The sequence below is a fragment of the Psychrobacillus glaciei genome (assembly GCF_008973485.1).
In the GTDB taxonomy this organism is placed as follows: domain Bacteria; phylum Bacillota; class Bacilli; order Bacillales_A; family Planococcaceae; genus Psychrobacillus; species Psychrobacillus glaciei.
The window spans coordinates 94,726-111,312 of sequence record NZ_CP031223.1 but is presented as its reverse complement, the minus strand read 5'-3'; the positions used below and the strand labels follow the sequence as shown (position 1 = coordinate 111,312).

Here is a 16,587-nt window from a genome sequence, read left to right as displayed (position 1 = left end):
TATAAATGGACATATTAATTAGAAATGCATGTAAAGAAGATGCACCCGAGGCTATTCCACTTATTATGGAAGCAATTGGAGACATCTCAATGCAAATGACAGGCGAAACAGAAGAAGTAGAAATAACGAAAGAGTTCGTGCAATTATTTACTCGGACAGACAATCGGCATTCCTATCTACATTCGTATATAGCAGAAATGGAAGGGAAAGTTGCAGGAGTGCTTGTGTTTTATTCTGCAGAGCAAGTGGTTACACTAGATGCAAATTTAGAGGAATATCTTTCGAATAAAAAAGGAGTTCCCATCAAAATAGATCCTGAAACATTACCTGGAGAATGGTATATAGATACGGTAGTAGTAGATCCTACATATCGCGGACACGGTATTGGCACGAAGCTTTTAACATATGCAGAACAGCTTGTTCAAAACTTTGGTGGCGGAAACCTTTCTTTAAATGTTGAAACGGAAAAAGATTCTGCAATTCGCTTGTATAATCGGCTAGGATTTGTTACTGTATGTCCTTGGACAATTATTGGTCAGACCTTTCATCATATGGTGAAGACGGTTGACGCCGATTAAAGGAGAATTTTTATGAAATTATGGATTTATCCCCTTATGGTTGTTTTTGCAGCCAGCTGTTATGGGACTTTATCGACGATGGTGAAACTTGCAATTAGAGATGGCTATACAGCCTCAGAAGCAATTGCGAGTCAATATATTATGGGTTTTCTTTTAGCATTAGTTATCTATTTGTTAACACAGCGAAAGCTTCCCCGTTTACACGGTGGATTTAAAATTATTTTATTAGCTGGTATTTTTACTGCTACGACAGGAATAGTATATGGACAAGCACTTATCTACTTACCAGCTTCTCTAGCAGTTGTTATGTTATTTCAATTTACATGGGTTGGTACGCTAATCGATTGCATTTTAAGAAAACGGTTGCCAAAAAGACCAGAAGTTATTTCACTCATTATTTTATTTATCGGAACCATTTTAGCTGCTGGCGTGCTTGATGTCGATTTGAGCGGTATTGACTGGAGAGGCTGGGTATATGGGTTTGCTGCTGCGGTTTCATTCTCTTTTAATATGAATGTCAATACGAAGCAAGTGGAAGGAATGAATACGACGACTCGTCTACTATTTGTTTCTTTTATCGCTGCGATAATGATTGCTATCTTCCAAACACCTGAAATTGTATGGAATGGAAAATTGTTTATGGAACCACTTTTCTTTTATGGATTAGCTCTTGGTTTACTAGGCATTATCGTTCCCATTTACTTTTTCGTCATTGCCGTACCAAAAGTGGGAGGCGCTATGTCATCTATTTTAAGTGCAATGGAATTACCTGTAGCTGTTGTTGTTTCGGTTATCGTGTTAAGTGAGGCACTTTCCGGGTTACAAATTGTTGGTATAGTCGTCATTTTACTGGGTATGTTTGTACCCACACTTGCTAGTATTTCAAAAAGTAAAAAACAACAAGCAACCCTAGGTAAATAAACTAAAAAAGACAAGAATGGTCAAAATTAGACTCTTCTTGTCTTTTTGCTTAAAGATTTTCACTTCTTTTGAATACGTTTATACATAAATTGAAAAATCCGTAATTTCTGCGTATGGCCTTCTGTTCTGAATTTTTTCCTCTAGGTCTCGCAATGTATAACTTTGCCATTCTTCTAAATTGTTCATATCCCACTTGCGCAGAAATAATTGATACAAAAAAATCTCTCTCAATTTGAGGAAAATTGGAATTTGTTTAATTATATCCTCATGTAGTAAATTTTCTATTTGATAACCAGCAAAAAAATGATTCATAAAGGTGTGAGTGAAACTATCTATATCAGCATTGTATGAATCATGTTGCCAGAATGCATGATAGAAAGATACCGCGATATCTTGGGCATACCAATTATAAGAACATTCATCGAAGTCAATCGTATTTAGGGTGCCTTCGTTTGCAATGATTAGGTTGCCTTGATGAAAATCATTATGAATCAAACCAAATGTATCTGGCGTAATTTTGTATGTACATAGGCTCTGCATCAATCTATCGTAATTCAACCTTACCCACGGGAGTAAGCTGCTACTTATACCAAATACATCTGGGTTTTTTACTGTCCATGCTGGCCGATTTATTTCATCAACCTTATATTGTTTGGATAGCGCATGCATCCTCCCTAATATCCTTCCCCACTGCTCAAATGTTTTTGCATTCCAATGAAGTATGTTAGTAACATCTATTCCATCACCCTGAATAAATTCAAAATACGTACTTATTCGACCATCTTCATACCCTAATATTATTTCCGGCTTCGGAACAGCAACCCCTTTTTCATGTAAAAAATTCATCCATTCGATTTCCTGCAAAATCATTTCCTTTGTCTTCTTCTTATCAGAAATTCTAACTACTCTTCCCTCTTCCTCAAGATGAAATATATCATTATGAAATCCTCCGTCCAACCGGATACGATTTTCTTCCATTCTGTTTCACCCTCACTCAACTTTCAAATTGAAACTATCTATAGATTTACTTTATCACAAAGATTTTCAATAAAATTAAAACTGAGGACATTTAGTACATGCCCTCAGCATTTTTAATTCTACTCTTTTTCAACTCGCATAAATCGTAAACTCCATTGTTGTTGCTTGTAAATTCGAGCTATTTTTTGCTTGTAATTTTTAATAACGCAAGTAACGATCGAAGTTAATCCTAAAATAATTAGCCAATTAGTTAAAGACCGTCCATGTAGGCTTGTTCTTTATTTTGTTCCCCTATTGTTTTTCCTAATAAGGGAAACTATACGAGTTAAAAATGAACGTTAATTACAGCTTATTTAGTTGGATAGTAACTTTTGTTCCATGGGGTTCTACACTTTCAAATGAGAGTATGCCATTATGTGATTGAACCACTTCTTTTACAATCGCAAGGCCGAGTCCACTTCCCTCAATTTTTGTGGAACGTGCAGTATCCTCTCGATAAAAACGTTCTGTCCATTGCCCATAATCTGTATTAGAGTTTCCAATTCCAGTGTCTTGTATCGTAACAAGCACATACTCCTCCGTTTCTGTCAGTGAAACTTGTATTTCACCAGGGGAATAATTGTATTTGATAGCATTAGAAAGGAGATTTTCCCAAACGTACTCTAACATCTCTCTATCTCCGAGTACTTCTACCTTTTTTAGTTGCAACTGGATCGAAATATCTTTTTCATCCACTAACCATCTAAACTTCTGCATAACTTGTTTTAACTGTTCGTCTAGGTAGTAAATCTCTTTTTTGGTGCGATTATTAGCTTGATCAAAGGAAGTAAGTACTAATAATTGCTTCATGACACTGGATAAACGCTTCGCTTCTTTTTGGATGATCTTTGTGTATTTCATATGTTCTTCTTTATTTAACTCCCGGTTTTCAAGTAAAGTAGCATAGCCCTGTATATTTAACAAAGGTGTTTGAAAGTCATGCGACACTCTGGAGATAAATTCTTTTTTATAGCGATCACTAGCTTCTAATTGCTTAGCCATATTTCGGAAGCTATCTGCTAATTGGCCAATTTCATCTCGCTGATAAACTGGTATCGGTACTTGGAAGTCTTCATTTGCAATTTTATTTGTCGCAATTGTTAATTTGGTTAATGGGTCAATCATTTTCTTCGCCACGATTAACATTGCGATCACACTAATAACAATCATTGCTCCAGCAAGACCTCCTAATAGTAAATGGATTTCATTAAATAGAAACTTAATATTAGGTCTTTGAAAAAGCGCATACTTTTTATGATCAAATGTGAATGGCACACCCACCGTATTCGTTAACTCATTTGAAAAATATCCCGTTATAAACGTTTCTTTCGGAAACTCACGCATCCCGTGATACGTTTCCCCCTTCAAAACTCTGTCTACTACAGAATCACTAATAGTTTTAACTCGAAAATCACCACCAAAAGAGCTCTCCCTGCCCTCTTCACTTACAATATATATTTGATACCCTGTGTCGCCAATCATTTGTAGAAGTGGCTCTAAGTTCTTTAAATGAGATGATTCAACGAGTTGTACAATTGATTCCGCAACTAATACATTTTTTGCATCATTTGTTTCCTTTAAATTTTGATGATAAAACGTATTTACAATCATAAATCCAATTGTCCCACTGGTGAACATAATGAGTAGAGTCATCCATAAGAATTTGCTATATAAAGTTTTCATACACGGGTTCCTTCTAATTTATATCCGATTCCGCGAACGGTTAGAATTTGTACATCGGCTTTTATTTTCAATAATCGTTCCCTTATTCGTTTAATATGCACACTTAATGTTTGCTCATCTCCTTCAAAATCAATTCCCCAAACTGCCTCTATTAATTGTTCCCGGGTAAATACTTGATTTGGCTTGGATGCTAGTTTCGAAAGTAACTCAAATTCTTTTAAAGGCAGAACTAATAGTTTCTCCCCAATTTGTACATCAAAACTCTTTCGATTAATTAACATGTTTCCCACTTGAATGTTGGCATCACTTGTTTTGTCATATCTTCTAAGTATTGCTCGAATACGAAATAACAATTCTTTTGGCTCAAATGGTTTCACTAAATAATCGTCAGACCCCGCTAAATAGCCTTTTTCTTTATCTTCTAATTGTCCTTTCGCAGTTAATAATAATACAGGAAAGTCATAATGCTGGCGGATAAGTTTGGTTAATGTTAAGCCATCCATCTCTGGCATCATTACATCGACTATTGCTAAATCAGGTATATCTTTTTCAATAAAGGATAAGCCTTCTTTTCCATTCGTTGCTTTTATTACTTGATACCCTGTCTGCGATAAGTAAATAGATATTAAATCTAATGTATGTACATCATCATCTACTGCTAATATTACAACCACAGTTACCCTCCTTTTTTTTGCATTGATAATTCATATTGTGGATGTTTCTATACAATTCAGCAAGTATAATCAGCTATCATCATTCATTTAAAAGAGAATGTGATTAATATGGCTACAACTTAGACTAATTCTGTTCTACCTCGGTACCAAACCTCATATCAGTAAGTTATCTATATGTAAGAGTGGCTATTTTTTAATAAAGCAACCCAGAGTTAGAAAATGACGCTTCGAGACCAAATCTCATAATAAAGAGTTGGATCTATGTGACACAGTTCATTCAATCTATAAAACAGCTCGAATACAAAGAAAAGTCCAAAGTTAGTTGCTATATTATATTGAATCGTGCTAAAAATAAGTATCCTTTAAATTTACGCATCAAAAAAATCGTTACCGATTACTCGGTAACGATTTTTTATAGTGCCCAGCGACGTCCTACTCTTGCAGGGGGAAACCCCCAACTACCATCGGCGCTGAAGAGCTTAACTTCCGTGTTCGGTATGGGAACGGGTGTGACCTCTTCGCCATCATCACTAGACTAGTTCGGCTTTCAATACACTGCGCATTGCGTTGTCAACTTCATTCGATCAATCAGTCACGTACTTAAGTACGCTCCTTCTTTCTCTCAATCGTTTCCTAGCACTGTTTGCGTCTTGAAACCCTCTAATTTGAGTGCTTGTTCACTCAAAACTGGATAAAAGACATTGAAATATATAAATTCTATTTGGTTAAGTCCTCGATCGATTAGTATTCGTCAGCTGCACATGTCGCCACGCTTCCACCCCGAACCTATCTACCTCATCGTCTTTGAGGGATCTTACTTACTTGCGTAATGGGAAATCTCATCTTGAGGGGGGCTTCGTGCTTAGATGCTTTCAGCACTTATCCCGTCCACACATAGCTACCCAGCGATGCTCTTGGCAGAACAACTGGTACACCAGCGGTGTGTCCATCCCGGTCCTCTCGTACTAAGGACAGCTCCTCTCAAATTTCCTACGCCCACGACGGATAGGGACCGAACTGTCTCACGACGTTCTGAACCCAGCTCGCGTACCGCTTTAATGGGCGAACAGCCCAACCCTTGGGACCGACTACAGCCCCAGGATGCGATGAGCCGACATCGAGGTGCCAAACCTCCCCGTCGATGTGGACTCTTGGGGGAGATAAGCCTGTTATCCCCGGGGTAGCTTTTATCCGTTGAGCGATGGCCCTTCCATGCGGAACCACCGGATCACTAAGCCCGTCTTTCGACCCTGCTCGACTTGTAGGTCTCGCAGTCAAGCTCCCTTCTGCCTTTACACTCTTCGAATGATTTCCAACCATTCTGAGGGAACCTTTGGGCGCCTCCGTTACACTTTAGGAGGCGACCGCCCCAGTCAAACTACCCGCCTGACACTGTCTCCTACCCGGGTTACGGGTATGGGTTAGAATTTCAATACAACCAGGGCAGTATCCCACCGACGCCTCCTCCGAAGCTGGCGCTCCGGGCTCTAAGGCTCCTGCCTATCCTGTACAAGTTGCACCAAAATTCAATATCAAGCTATAGTAAAGCTCCACGGGGTCTTTCCGTCCTGTCGCGGGTAACCTGCATCTTCACAGGTACTATAATTTCACCGAGTCTCTCGTTGAGACAGTGCCCAGATCGTTACGCCTTTCGTGCGGGTCGGAACTTACCCGACAAGGAATTTCGCTACCTTAGGACCGTTATAGTTACGGCCGCCGTTTACTGGGGCTTCAATTCGCACCTTCGCTTGCGCTAAGCACTCCTCTTAACCTTCCAGCACCGGGCAGGCGTCAGCCCCTATACTTCACCTTACGGTTTTGCAGAGACCTGTGTTTTTGCTAAACAGTCGCCTGGGCCTATTCACTGCGGCTCTTCTAGGCTATACACCCAAAAGAGCACCCCTTCTCCCGAAGTTACGGGGTCATTTTGCCGAGTTCCTTAACGAGAGTTCTCTCGCTCACCTTAGGATTCTCTCCTCGACTACCTGTGTCGGTTTGCGGTACGGGCACCTATCACCTCGCTAGAGGCTTTTCTTGGCAGTGTGAAATCAGGAACTTCGGACTAAGTCCTCGCCATCACAGCTCAATGTTACAGAGTGCGGATTTGCCTACACTCACACCTCACTGCTTGGACATGCATAACCAACAGCATGCTTACCCTATCCTTCTGCGTCCCCCATTGCTCAAACGGTGGTTTGGTGGTACAGGAATATCAACCTGTTGTCCATCGTCTACGCCTATCGGCCTCGACTTAGGTCCCGACTAACCCTGAGCGGACGAGCCTTCCTCAGGAAACCTTAGTCATACGGTGGATGGGATTCTCACCCATCTTTCGCTACTCATACCGGCATTCTCACTTCTAAGCGCTCCACCAGTCCTTCCGGTCTGACTTCAACGCCCTTAGAACGCTCTCCTACCACTGATACCATAGGTATCAATCCACAGCTTCGGTGATTTGTTTAGCCCCGATACATTTTCGGCGCAGCGTCACTCGACCAGTGAGCTATTACGCACTCTTTAAATGATGGCTGCTTCTAAGCCAACATCCTGGTTGTCTAAGCAACGCCACATCCTTTTCCACTTAACAAATACTTTGGGACCTTAGCTGGTGGTCTGGGCTGTTTCCCTCTTGACTACGGATCTTATCACTCGCAGTCTGACTCCCAAACATAAATCATTGGCATTCGGAGTTTGTCTGAATTCGGTAACCCGGGATGGGCCCCTAGTCCAAACAGTGCTCTACCTCCAAGATTCTAACGTTTGAGGCTAGCCCTAAAGCTATTTCGGAGAGAACCAGCTATCTCCAGGTTCGATTGGAATTTCTCCGCTACCCACACCTCATCCCCGCACTTTTCAACGTGCGTGGGTTCGGACCTCCAGTAAGTGTTACCTTACCTTCATCCTGGACATGGGTAGATCACCTGGTTTCGGGTCTACGACCACATACTCATTCGCCCTATTCAGACTCGCTTTCGCTGCGGCTCCGTCTTCTCAACTTAACCTTGCATGTAATCGTAACTCGCCGGTTCATTCTACAAAAGGCACGCCATCACCCATTAACGGGCTCTGACTACTTGTAGGCACGCGGTTTCAGGATCTATTTCACTCCCCTTCCGGGGTGCTTTTCACCTTTCCCTCACGGTACTGGTTCACTATCGGTCACTAGGTAGTATTTAGCCTTGGGAGATGGTCCTCCCAGATTCCGACGGAATTTCACGTGTTCCGCCGTACTCAGGATACACTCAAGAGAGAATGAACTTTTGACTACGGGGCTTTTACCCTATCCTGCGGACCTTTCCAGATCGCTTCGTCTAACTCATTCCTTTGTAACTCTATGTAGAGTGTCCTACAACCCCAAGAGGCAAGCCTCTTGGTTTGGGCTATTCCCGTTTCGCTCGCCGCTACTCAGGGAATCGATTTTTCTTTCTCTTCCTCCAGGTACTTAGATGTTTCAGTTCCCTGGGTGTGCCACAGATACGCTATGTATTCACGTAAATGTACTGCTCCATTACGAACAGTGGGTTTCCCCATTCGGAAATCTCCGGATCAAAGCTCACTTACAGCTCCCCGAAGCATATCGGTGTTAGTGCCGTCCTTCTTCGGCTCCTAGTGCCAAGGCATTCACCGCGCGCCCTTATTAACTTAACCTAATTTGGTCCTCCGTGAAAACACAGACTTCCTATAGTAGTTAAAAATACTACGCAAAATATAATCACAAAAGTGATTACAAATTGAATTTCTTGAATTTGTTTCTTTCAATGTCATTTTATCCAGTTTTCAAAGAACAAGTTAAAATAAATATTTGGTGGAGCCTAGCGGGATCGAACCGCTGACCTCCTGCGTGCAAGGCAGGCGCTCTCCCAGCTGAGCTAAGGCCCCGAAAATCAAAAAAGGTATGGTGGGCCTAAATGGACTCGAACCATCGACCTCACGCTTATCAGGCGTGCGCTCTAACCAGCTGAGCTATAGGCCCTCTTTGAATTTTCATATATTAATATACATGAACATTCAAAACTGAACTGCAAAACGTTAAGATACAGATAAAAATCTGTATTCCGATATTATCCTTAGAAAGGAGGTGATCCAGCCGCACCTTCCGATACGGCTACCTTGTTACGACTTCACCCCAATCATCTGTCCCACCTTCGGCGGCTGGCTCCCGTAAGGGTTACCCCACCGACTTCGGGTGTTACAAACTCTCGTGGTGTGACGGGCGGTGTGTACAAGGCCCGGGAACGTATTCACCGTGGCATGCTGATCCACGATTACTAGCGATTCCGGCTTCATGTAGGCGAGTTGCAGCCTACAATCCGAACTGAGAACGGTTTTATGGGATTAGCTCACCCTCGCGGGGTTGCGACCCTCTGTACCGTCCATTGTAGCACGTGTGTAGCCCAGGTCATAAGGGGCATGATGATTTGACGTCATCCCCACCTTCCTCCGGTTTATCACCGGCAGTCACCTTAGAGTGCCCAACTGAATGCTGGCAACTAAGATCAAGGGTTGCGCTCGTTGCGGGACTTAACCCAACATCTCACGACACGAGCTGACGACAACCATGCACCACCTGTCACCGCTGTCCCCGAAGGGAAAGATCTATCTCTAGAACGGTCAGCGGGATGTCAAGACCTGGTAAGGTTCTTCGCGTTGCTTCGAATTAAACCACATGCTCCACCGCTTGTGCGGGCCCCCGTCAATTCCTTTGAGTTTCAGTCTTGCGACCGTACTCCCCAGGCGGAGTGCTTAATGCGTTAGCTGCAGCACTAAGGGGCGGAAACCCCCTAACACTTAGCACTCATCGTTTACGGCGTGGACTACCAGGGTATCTAATCCTGTTTGCTCCCCACGCTTTCGCGCCTCAGCGTCAGTTACAGACCAGAAAGCCGCCTTCGCCACTGGTGTTCCTCCAAATCTCTACGCATTTCACCGCTACACTTGGAATTCCGCTTTCCTCTTCTGTACTCAAGTCCCCCAGTTTCCAATGACCTTCCACGGTTGAGCCGTGGGATTTCACATCAGACTTAAAGGACCGCCTGCGCGCGCTTTACGCCCAATAATTCCGGACAACGCTTGCCACCTACGTATTACCGCGGCTGCTGGCACGTAGTTAGCCGTGGCTTTCTAATGAGGTACCGTCAAGGTACGAGCAGTTACTCTCGTACTTGTTCTTCCCTCACAACAGAGTTTTACGATCCGAAAACCTTCTTCACTCACGCGGCATTGCTCCATCAGACTTTCGTCCATTGTGGAAGATTCCCTACTGCTGCCTCCCGTAGGAGTCTGGGCCGTGTCTCAGTCCCAGTGTGGCCGATCACCCTCTCAGGTCGGCTACGCATCGTCGCCTTGGTGAGCCGTTACCTCACCAACTAGCTAATGCGCCGCGGGCCCATCCTGTAGTGACAGCCGAAACCGTCTTTTAACATTTCCCCATGTGAGGAAATGGATTATTCGGTATTAGCCCCGGTTTCCCGGAGTTATCCCAATCTACAGGGCAGGTTGCCCACGTGTTACTCACCCGTCCGCCGCTAAATCAGAAGAAGCAAGCTTCTTCGTCATTCGCTCGACTTGCATGTATTAGGCATGCCGCCAGCGTTCGTCCTGAGCCAGGATCAAACTCTCCATAATAGAGAACTTAAAAAGCTCATTTTGTTTTGCTGGCATCATCATTAAATGATGTCCAAATTGTTTTGCTATCAAGCTAACCAAAGTTAGTCTTTCAAGCTGTATGTCTTAACGTTTTGCATGTTCAGTTTTCAATGTTCATGGTGGAGCCTAGCGGGATCGAACCGCTGACCTCCTGCGTGCAAGGCAGGCGCTCTCCCAGCTGAGCTAAGGCCCCGAATATAATTAATAACTGGTCGGGAAGACAGGATTCGAACCTGCGACCCCTTGGTCCCAAACCAAGTGCTCTACCAAGCTGAGCTACTTCCCGTCATATATGGTGCGCTCGGCAGGACTTGAACCTGCAACCTCTTGATTCGTAGTCAAGTGCTCTATCCAATTGAGCTACGAGCGCATATTTCTTACATAAAAGTGGTGCCGAGGACCGGAATCGAACCGGTACGGTAGTCACCTACCGCAGGATTTTAAGTCCTGTGCGTCTGCCAGTTCCGCCACCCCGGCACTTAAATGAATCTATGGAGCGGAAGACGAGGTTCGAACTCGCGACCCCCACCTTGGCAAGGTGGTGTTCTACCACTGAACTACTTCCGCTCGGTTATTAATTTTAATGGTGCGGGTGAAGGGAGTCGAACCCCCACGCCTTGCGGCGCTAGATCCTAAGTCTAGTGCGTCTGCCAGTTCCGCCACACCCGCATACATAATTCACTGAAAAAGTGATGAGCCATGTAGGATTCGAACCTACGACCCTCTGATTAAAAGTCAGATGCTCTACCAACTGAGCTAATGGCTCGGAAAGTGGTGCCGGAGAAAGGACTTGAACCCTCAACCTACTGATTACAAGTCAGTTGCTCTACCAGTTGAGCTACTCCGGCAATTCCAGAAAAATGGTGGAGGATGACGGGCTCGAACCGCCGACCCTCTGCTTGTAAGGCAGATGCTCTCCCAGCTGAGCTAATCCTCCTGGGTTATATAAAATCTTGATAAGTTGTACTTCTTTTGATTTTATACACTTTATATTTATTACAAGCCTAGCGACGTCCTACTCTCACAGGGGGAAACCCCCAACTACCATCGGCGATGAAGAGCTTAACTTCCGTGTTCGGCATGGGAACGGGTGTGACCTCTTCTCCATCATCACTAGACCTATTAATTTGAAAGACAAGATTAATTATACCATAACTAGAGAATATTTTCAATAGTTTTTTAAAAAATCTTTATTTTATTCTTTCAAAACTGGATAAAAGACATTGAAATGTGCAAATTCTATTTGGTTAAGTCCTCGATCGATTAGTATTCGTCAGCTGCACATGTCGCCACGCTTCCACCCCGAACCTATCTACCTCATCGTCTTTGAGGGATCTTACTTACTTGCGTAATGGGAAATCTCATCTTGAGGGGGGCTTCGTGCTTAGATGCTTTCAGCACTTATCCCGTCCACACATAGCTACCCAGCGATGCTCTTGGCAGAACAACTGGTACACCAGCGGTGTGTCCATCCCGGTCCTCTCGTACTAAGGACAGCTCCTCTCAAATTTCCTACGCCCACGACGGATAGGGACCGAACTGTCTCACGACGTTCTGAACCCAGCTCGCGTACCGCTTTAATGGGCGAACAGCCCAACCCTTGGGACCGACTACAGCCCCAGGATGCGATGAGCCGACATCGAGGTGCCAAACCTCCCCGTCGATGTGGACTCTTGGGGGAGATAAGCCTGTTATCCCCGGGGTAGCTTTTATCCGTTGAGCGATGGCCCTTCCATGCGGAACCACCGGATCACTAAGCCCGTCTTTCGACCCTGCTCGACTTGTAGGTCTCGCAGTCAAGCTCCCTTCTGCCTTTACACTCTTCGAATGATTTCCAACCATTCTGAGGGAACCTTTGGGCGCCTCCGTTACACTTTAGGAGGCGACCGCCCCAGTCAAACTACCCGCCTGACACTGTCTCCTACCCGGGTTACGGGTATGGGTTAGAATTTCAATACAACCAGGGCAGTATCCCACCGACGCCTCCTCCGAAGCTGGCGCTCCGGGCTCTAAGGCTCCTGCCTATCCTGTACAAGTTGCACCAAAATTCAATATCAAGCTATAGTAAAGCTCCACGGGGTCTTTCCGTCCTGTCGCGGGTAACCTGCATCTTCACAGGTACTATAATTTCACCGAGTCTCTCGTTGAGACAGTGCCCAGATCGTTACGCCTTTCGTGCGGGTCGGAACTTACCCGACAAGGAATTTCGCTACCTTAGGACCGTTATAGTTACGGCCGCCGTTTACTGGGGCTTCAATTCGCACCTTCGCTTGCGCTAAGCACTCCTCTTAACCTTCCAGCACCGGGCAGGCGTCAGCCCCTATACTTCACCTTACGGTTTTGCAGAGACCTGTGTTTTTGCTAAACAGTCGCCTGGGCCTATTCACTGCGGCTCTTCTAGGCTATACACCCAAAAGAGCACCCCTTCTCCCGAAGTTACGGGGTCATTTTGCCGAGTTCCTTAACGAGAGTTCTCTCGCTCACCTTAGGATTCTCTCCTCGACTACCTGTGTCGGTTTGCGGTACGGGCACCTATCACCTCGCTAGAGGCTTTTCTTGGCAGTGTGAAATCAGGAACTTCGGACTAAGTCCTCGCCATCACAGCTCAATGTTACAGAGTGCGGATTTGCCTACACTCACACCTTACTGCTTGGACATGCATAACCAACAGCATGCTTACCCTATCCTTCTGCGTCCCCCCATTGCTCAAACGGTGGTTTGGTGGTACAGGAATATCAACCTGTTGTCCATCGTCTACGCCTATCGGCCTCGACTTAGGTCCCGACTAACCCTGAGCGGACGAGCCTTCCTCAGGAAACCTTAGTCATACGGTGGATGGGATTCTCACCCATCTTTCGCTACTCATACCGGCATTCTCACTTCTAAGCGCTCCACCAGTCCTTCCGGTCTGACTTCAACGCCCTTAGAACGCTCTCCTACCACTGATACCATAGGTATCAATCCACAGCTTCGGTGATTTGTTTAGCCCCGATACATTTTCGGCGCAGCGTCACTCGACCAGTGAGCTATTACGCACTCTTTAAATGATGGCTGCTTCTAAGCCAACATCCTGGTTGTCTAAGCAACGCCACATCCTTTTCCACTTAACAAATACTTTGGGACCTTAGCTGGTGGTCTGGGCTGTTTCCCTCTTGACTACGGATCTTATCACTCGCAGTCTGACTCCCAAACATAAATCATTGGCATTCGGAGTTTGTCTGAATTCGGTAACCCGGGATGGGCCCCTAGTCCAAACAGTGCTCTACCTCCAAGATTCTAACGTTTGAGGCTAGCCCTAAAGCTATTTCGGAGAGAACCAGCTATCTCCAGGTTCGATTGGAATTTCTCCGCTACCCACACCTCATCCCCGCACTTTTCAACGTGCGTGGGTTCGGACCTCCAGTAAGTGTTACCTTACCTTCATCCTGGACATGGGTAGATCACCTGGTTTCGGGTCTACGACCACATACTCATTCGCCCTATTCAGACTCGCTTTCGCTGCGGCTCCGTCTTCTCAACTTAACCTTGCATGTAATCGTAACTCGCCGGTTCATTCTACAAAAGGCACGCCATCACCCATTAACGGGCTCTGACTACTTGTAGGCACGCGGTTTCAGGATCTATTTCACTCCCCTTCCGGGGTGCTTTTCACCTTTCCCTCACGGTACTGGTTCACTATCGGTCACTAGGTAGTATTTAGCCTTGGGAGATGGTCCTCCCAGATTCCGACGGAATTTCACGTGTTCCGCCGTACTCAGGATACACTCAAGAGAGAATGAACTTTTGACTACGGGGCTTTTACCCTATCCTGCGGACCTTTCCAGATCGCTTCGTCTAACTCATTCCTTTGTAACTCTATGTAGAGTGTCCTACAACCCCAAGAGGCAAGCCTCTTGGTTTGGGCTATTCCCGTTTCGCTCGCCGCTACTCAGGGAATCGATTTTTCTTTCTCTTCCTCCAGGTACTTAGATGTTTCAGTTCCCTGGGTGTGCCACAGATACGCTATGTATTCACGTAAATGTACTGCTCCATTACGAACAGTGGGTTTCCCCATTCGGAAATCTCCGGATCAAAGCTCACTTACAGCTCCCCGAAGCATATCGGTGTTAGTGCCGTCCTTCTTCGGCTCCTAGTGCCAAGGCATTCACCGCGCGCCCTTATTAACTTAACCTAATTTGGTCCTCCGTGAAAACACGGACTTCCTATAGTAGTTAAAAATACTACGCAAAATATAATCACAAAAGTGATTACAAATTGAATTTCTTGAATTTGTTTCTTTCAATGTCTTTTTATCCAGTTTTCAAAGAACAAGTTTTCAAATGCTCATAAAAATGAACATTCAAAACTGAACTGCAAAACGTTAAGATACAGATAAAAATCTGTATTCCGATATTATCCTTAGAAAGGAGGTGATCCAGCCGCACCTTCCGATACGGCTACCTTGTTACGACTTCACCCCAATCATCTGTCCCACCTTCGGCGGCTGGCTCCCGTAAGGGTTACCCCACCGACTTCGGGTGTTACAAACTCTCGTGGTGTGACGGGCGGTGTGTACAAGGCCCGGGAACGTATTCACCGTGGCATGCTGATCCACGATTACTAGCGATTCCGGCTTCATGTAGGCGAGTTGCAGCCTACAATCCGAACTGAGAACGGTTTTATGGGATTAGCTCACCCTCGCGGGGTTGCGACCCTCTGTACCGTCCATTGTAGCACGTGTGTAGCCCAGGTCATAAGGGGCATGATGATTTGACGTCATCCCCACCTTCCTCCGGTTTATCACCGGCAGTCACCTTAGAGTGCCCAACTGAATGCTGGCAACTAAGATCAAGGGTTGCGCTCGTTGCGGGACTTAACCCAACATCTCACGACACGAGCTGACGACAACCATGCACCACCTGTCACCGCTGTCCCCGAAGGGAAAGATCTATCTCTAGAACGGTCAGCGGGATGTCAAGACCTGGTAAGGTTCTTCGCGTTGCTTCGAATTAAACCACATGCTCCACCGCTTGTGCGGGCCCCCGTCAATTCCTTTGAGTTTCAGTCTTGCGACCGTACTCCCCAGGCGGAGTGCTTAATGCGTTAGCTGCAGCACTAAGGGGCGGAAACCCCCTAACACTTAGCACTCATCGTTTACGGCGTGGACTACCAGGGTATCTAATCCTGTTTGCTCCCCACGCTTTCGCGCCTCAGCGTCAGTTACAGACCAGAAAGCCGCCTTCGCCACTGGTGTTCCTCCAAATCTCTACGCATTTCACCGCTACACTTGGAATTCCGCTTTCCTCTTCTGTACTCAAGTCCCCCAGTTTCCAATGACCTTCCACGGTTGAGCCGTGGGATTTCACATCAGACTTAAAGGACCGCCTGCGCGCGCTTTACGCCCAATAATTCCGGACAACGCTTGCCACCTACGTATTACCGCGGCTGCTGGCACGTAGTTAGCCGTGGCTTTCTAATGAGGTACCGTCAAGGTACGAGCAGTTACTCTCGTACTTGTTCTTCCCTCACAACAGAGTTTTACGATCCGAAAACCTTCTTCACTCACGCGGCATTGCTCCATCAGACTTTCGTCCATTGTGGAAGATTCCCTACTGCTGCCTCCCGTAGGAGTCTGGGCCGTGTCTCAGTCCCAGTGTGGCCGATCACCCTCTCAGGTCGGCTACGCATCGTCGCCTTGGTGAGCCGTTACCTCACCAACTAGCTAATGCGCCGCGGGCCCATCCTGTAGTGACAGCCGAAACCGTCTTTTAACATTTCCCCATGTGAGGAAATGGATTATTCGGTATTAGCCCCGGTTTCCCGGAGTTATCCCAATCTACAGGGCAGGTTGCCCACGTGTTACTCACCCGTCCGCCGCTAAATCAGAAGAAGCAAGCTTCTTCGTCATTCGCTCGACTTGCATGTATTAGGCATGCCGCCAGCGTTCGTCCTGAGCCAGGATCAAACTCTCCATAATAGAGAACTTAAAAAGCTCATTTTGTTTTGCTGGCATCATCATTAAATGATGTCCAAATTGTTTTGCTATCAAGCTAACCGAAGTTAGTCTTTCAAGCTGTATGTCTTAACGT

5 protein-coding genes, 11 tRNA genes and 6 rRNA genes are annotated in these 16,587 nt (G+C 45.6%); 2 read left to right on the top strand and 20 right to left on the bottom strand.

Going from position 1 to position 16,587, the window contains the following annotated elements:
• The first annotated feature begins 5 nt into the window (after positions 1-5).
• Together PB01_RS00570 and PB01_RS00565 are read left to right on the top strand one after the other, a co-directional pair.
• On the top strand, positions 6-578 hold the full coding sequence (locus tag PB01_RS00570; RefSeq protein WP_151698373.1) for a GNAT family N-acetyltransferase: 573 nt from the start codon (positions 6-8) through the stop codon (positions 576-578).
• Positions 579-590: 12 nt separating this feature from the next.
• Positions 591-1,499 carry an EamA family transporter gene (locus tag PB01_RS00565; RefSeq protein WP_151698372.1) on the top strand — a complete coding sequence of 303 codons (909 nt, stop codon included), beginning with the start codon at positions 591-593 and terminating at the stop codon, positions 1,497-1,499.
• 78 nt (positions 1,500-1,577) lie between these two features.
• Here PB01_RS00565 and PB01_RS00560 read toward each other — a convergent pair whose 3' ends face one another.
• The 20 genes from PB01_RS00560 to PB01_RS00465 all read right to left on the bottom strand — a co-directional run bounded on the left by PB01_RS00560 (position 1,578) and on the right by PB01_RS00465 (position 16,475).
• Positions 1,578-2,477 carry a phosphotransferase enzyme family protein gene (locus tag PB01_RS00560; protein ID WP_151698371.1) on the bottom strand — a complete coding sequence of 300 codons (900 nt, stop codon included), beginning with the start codon at positions 2,475-2,477 and terminating at the stop codon, positions 1,578-1,580.
• 342 nt (positions 2,478-2,819) lie between these two features.
• Entirely contained in the window at positions 2,820-4,199 is a 1,380-nt protein-coding gene (locus PB01_RS00555) for a sensor histidine kinase (RefSeq protein WP_151698370.1), read from the bottom strand.
• On the bottom strand, positions 4,196-4,873 hold the full coding sequence (locus PB01_RS00550) for a response regulator transcription factor (protein ID WP_151698369.1): 678 nt from the start codon (positions 4,871-4,873) through the stop codon (positions 4,196-4,198). Before PB01_RS00550 ends, PB01_RS00555 begins: the two co-directional genes overlap by 4 nt.
• A 419-nt stretch (positions 4,874-5,292) precedes the next feature.
• Positions 5,293-5,408: ribosomal RNA gene (rrf, locus tag PB01_RS00545) — 5S ribosomal RNA — on the bottom strand.
• Between the two features lie 186 nt (positions 5,409-5,594).
• Positions 5,595-8,521: ribosomal RNA gene (locus PB01_RS00540) — 23S ribosomal RNA — on the bottom strand.
• Between the two features lie 155 nt (positions 8,522-8,676).
• Positions 8,677-8,752: transfer RNA gene (locus tag PB01_RS00535), tRNA-Ala, on the bottom strand.
• Positions 8,753-8,769: 17 nt separating this feature from the next.
• A tRNA-Ile gene (locus PB01_RS00530) sits at positions 8,770-8,846 on the bottom strand.
• Positions 8,847-8,944: 98 nt separating this feature from the next.
• A 16S ribosomal RNA gene (locus PB01_RS00525) occupies positions 8,945-10,498 on the bottom strand.
• Positions 10,499-10,636: 138 nt separating this feature from the next.
• Positions 10,637-10,712 (bottom strand) — tRNA-Ala (locus PB01_RS00520).
• A 16-nt stretch (positions 10,713-10,728) separates the two neighbouring features.
• Positions 10,729-10,805 (bottom strand) — tRNA-Pro (locus PB01_RS00515).
• Between the two features lie 7 nt (positions 10,806-10,812).
• Positions 10,813-10,889: transfer RNA gene (locus PB01_RS00510), tRNA-Arg, on the bottom strand.
• A gap of 18 nt (positions 10,890-10,907) precedes the next feature.
• Positions 10,908-10,996: transfer RNA gene (locus tag PB01_RS00505), tRNA-Leu, on the bottom strand.
• Between the two features lie 15 nt (positions 10,997-11,011).
• Positions 11,012-11,086 (bottom strand) — tRNA-Gly (locus PB01_RS00500).
• Between the two features lie 17 nt (positions 11,087-11,103).
• Positions 11,104-11,188 (bottom strand) — tRNA-Leu (locus PB01_RS00495).
• 24 nt (positions 11,189-11,212) lie between these two features.
• Positions 11,213-11,285, bottom strand: a tRNA-Lys gene (locus PB01_RS00490).
• 6 nt (positions 11,286-11,291) lie between these two features.
• Positions 11,292-11,367, bottom strand: a tRNA-Thr gene (locus PB01_RS00485).
• Between the two features lie 13 nt (positions 11,368-11,380).
• Positions 11,381-11,456 (bottom strand) — tRNA-Val (locus PB01_RS00480).
• A gap of 65 nt (positions 11,457-11,521) precedes the next feature.
• A 5S ribosomal RNA gene (rrf, locus tag PB01_RS00475) occupies positions 11,522-11,637 on the bottom strand.
• Positions 11,638-11,762: 125 nt separating this feature from the next.
• Positions 11,763-14,690: ribosomal RNA gene (locus PB01_RS00470) — 23S ribosomal RNA — on the bottom strand.
• A 231-nt stretch (positions 14,691-14,921) separates the two neighbouring features.
• Positions 14,922-16,475, bottom strand: a 16S ribosomal RNA gene (locus tag PB01_RS00465).
• The 16S, 23S and 5S rRNA genes sit together here with 11 tRNA genes alongside, the layout of an rRNA operon.
• Positions 16,476-16,587 lie beyond the last annotated feature (112 nt).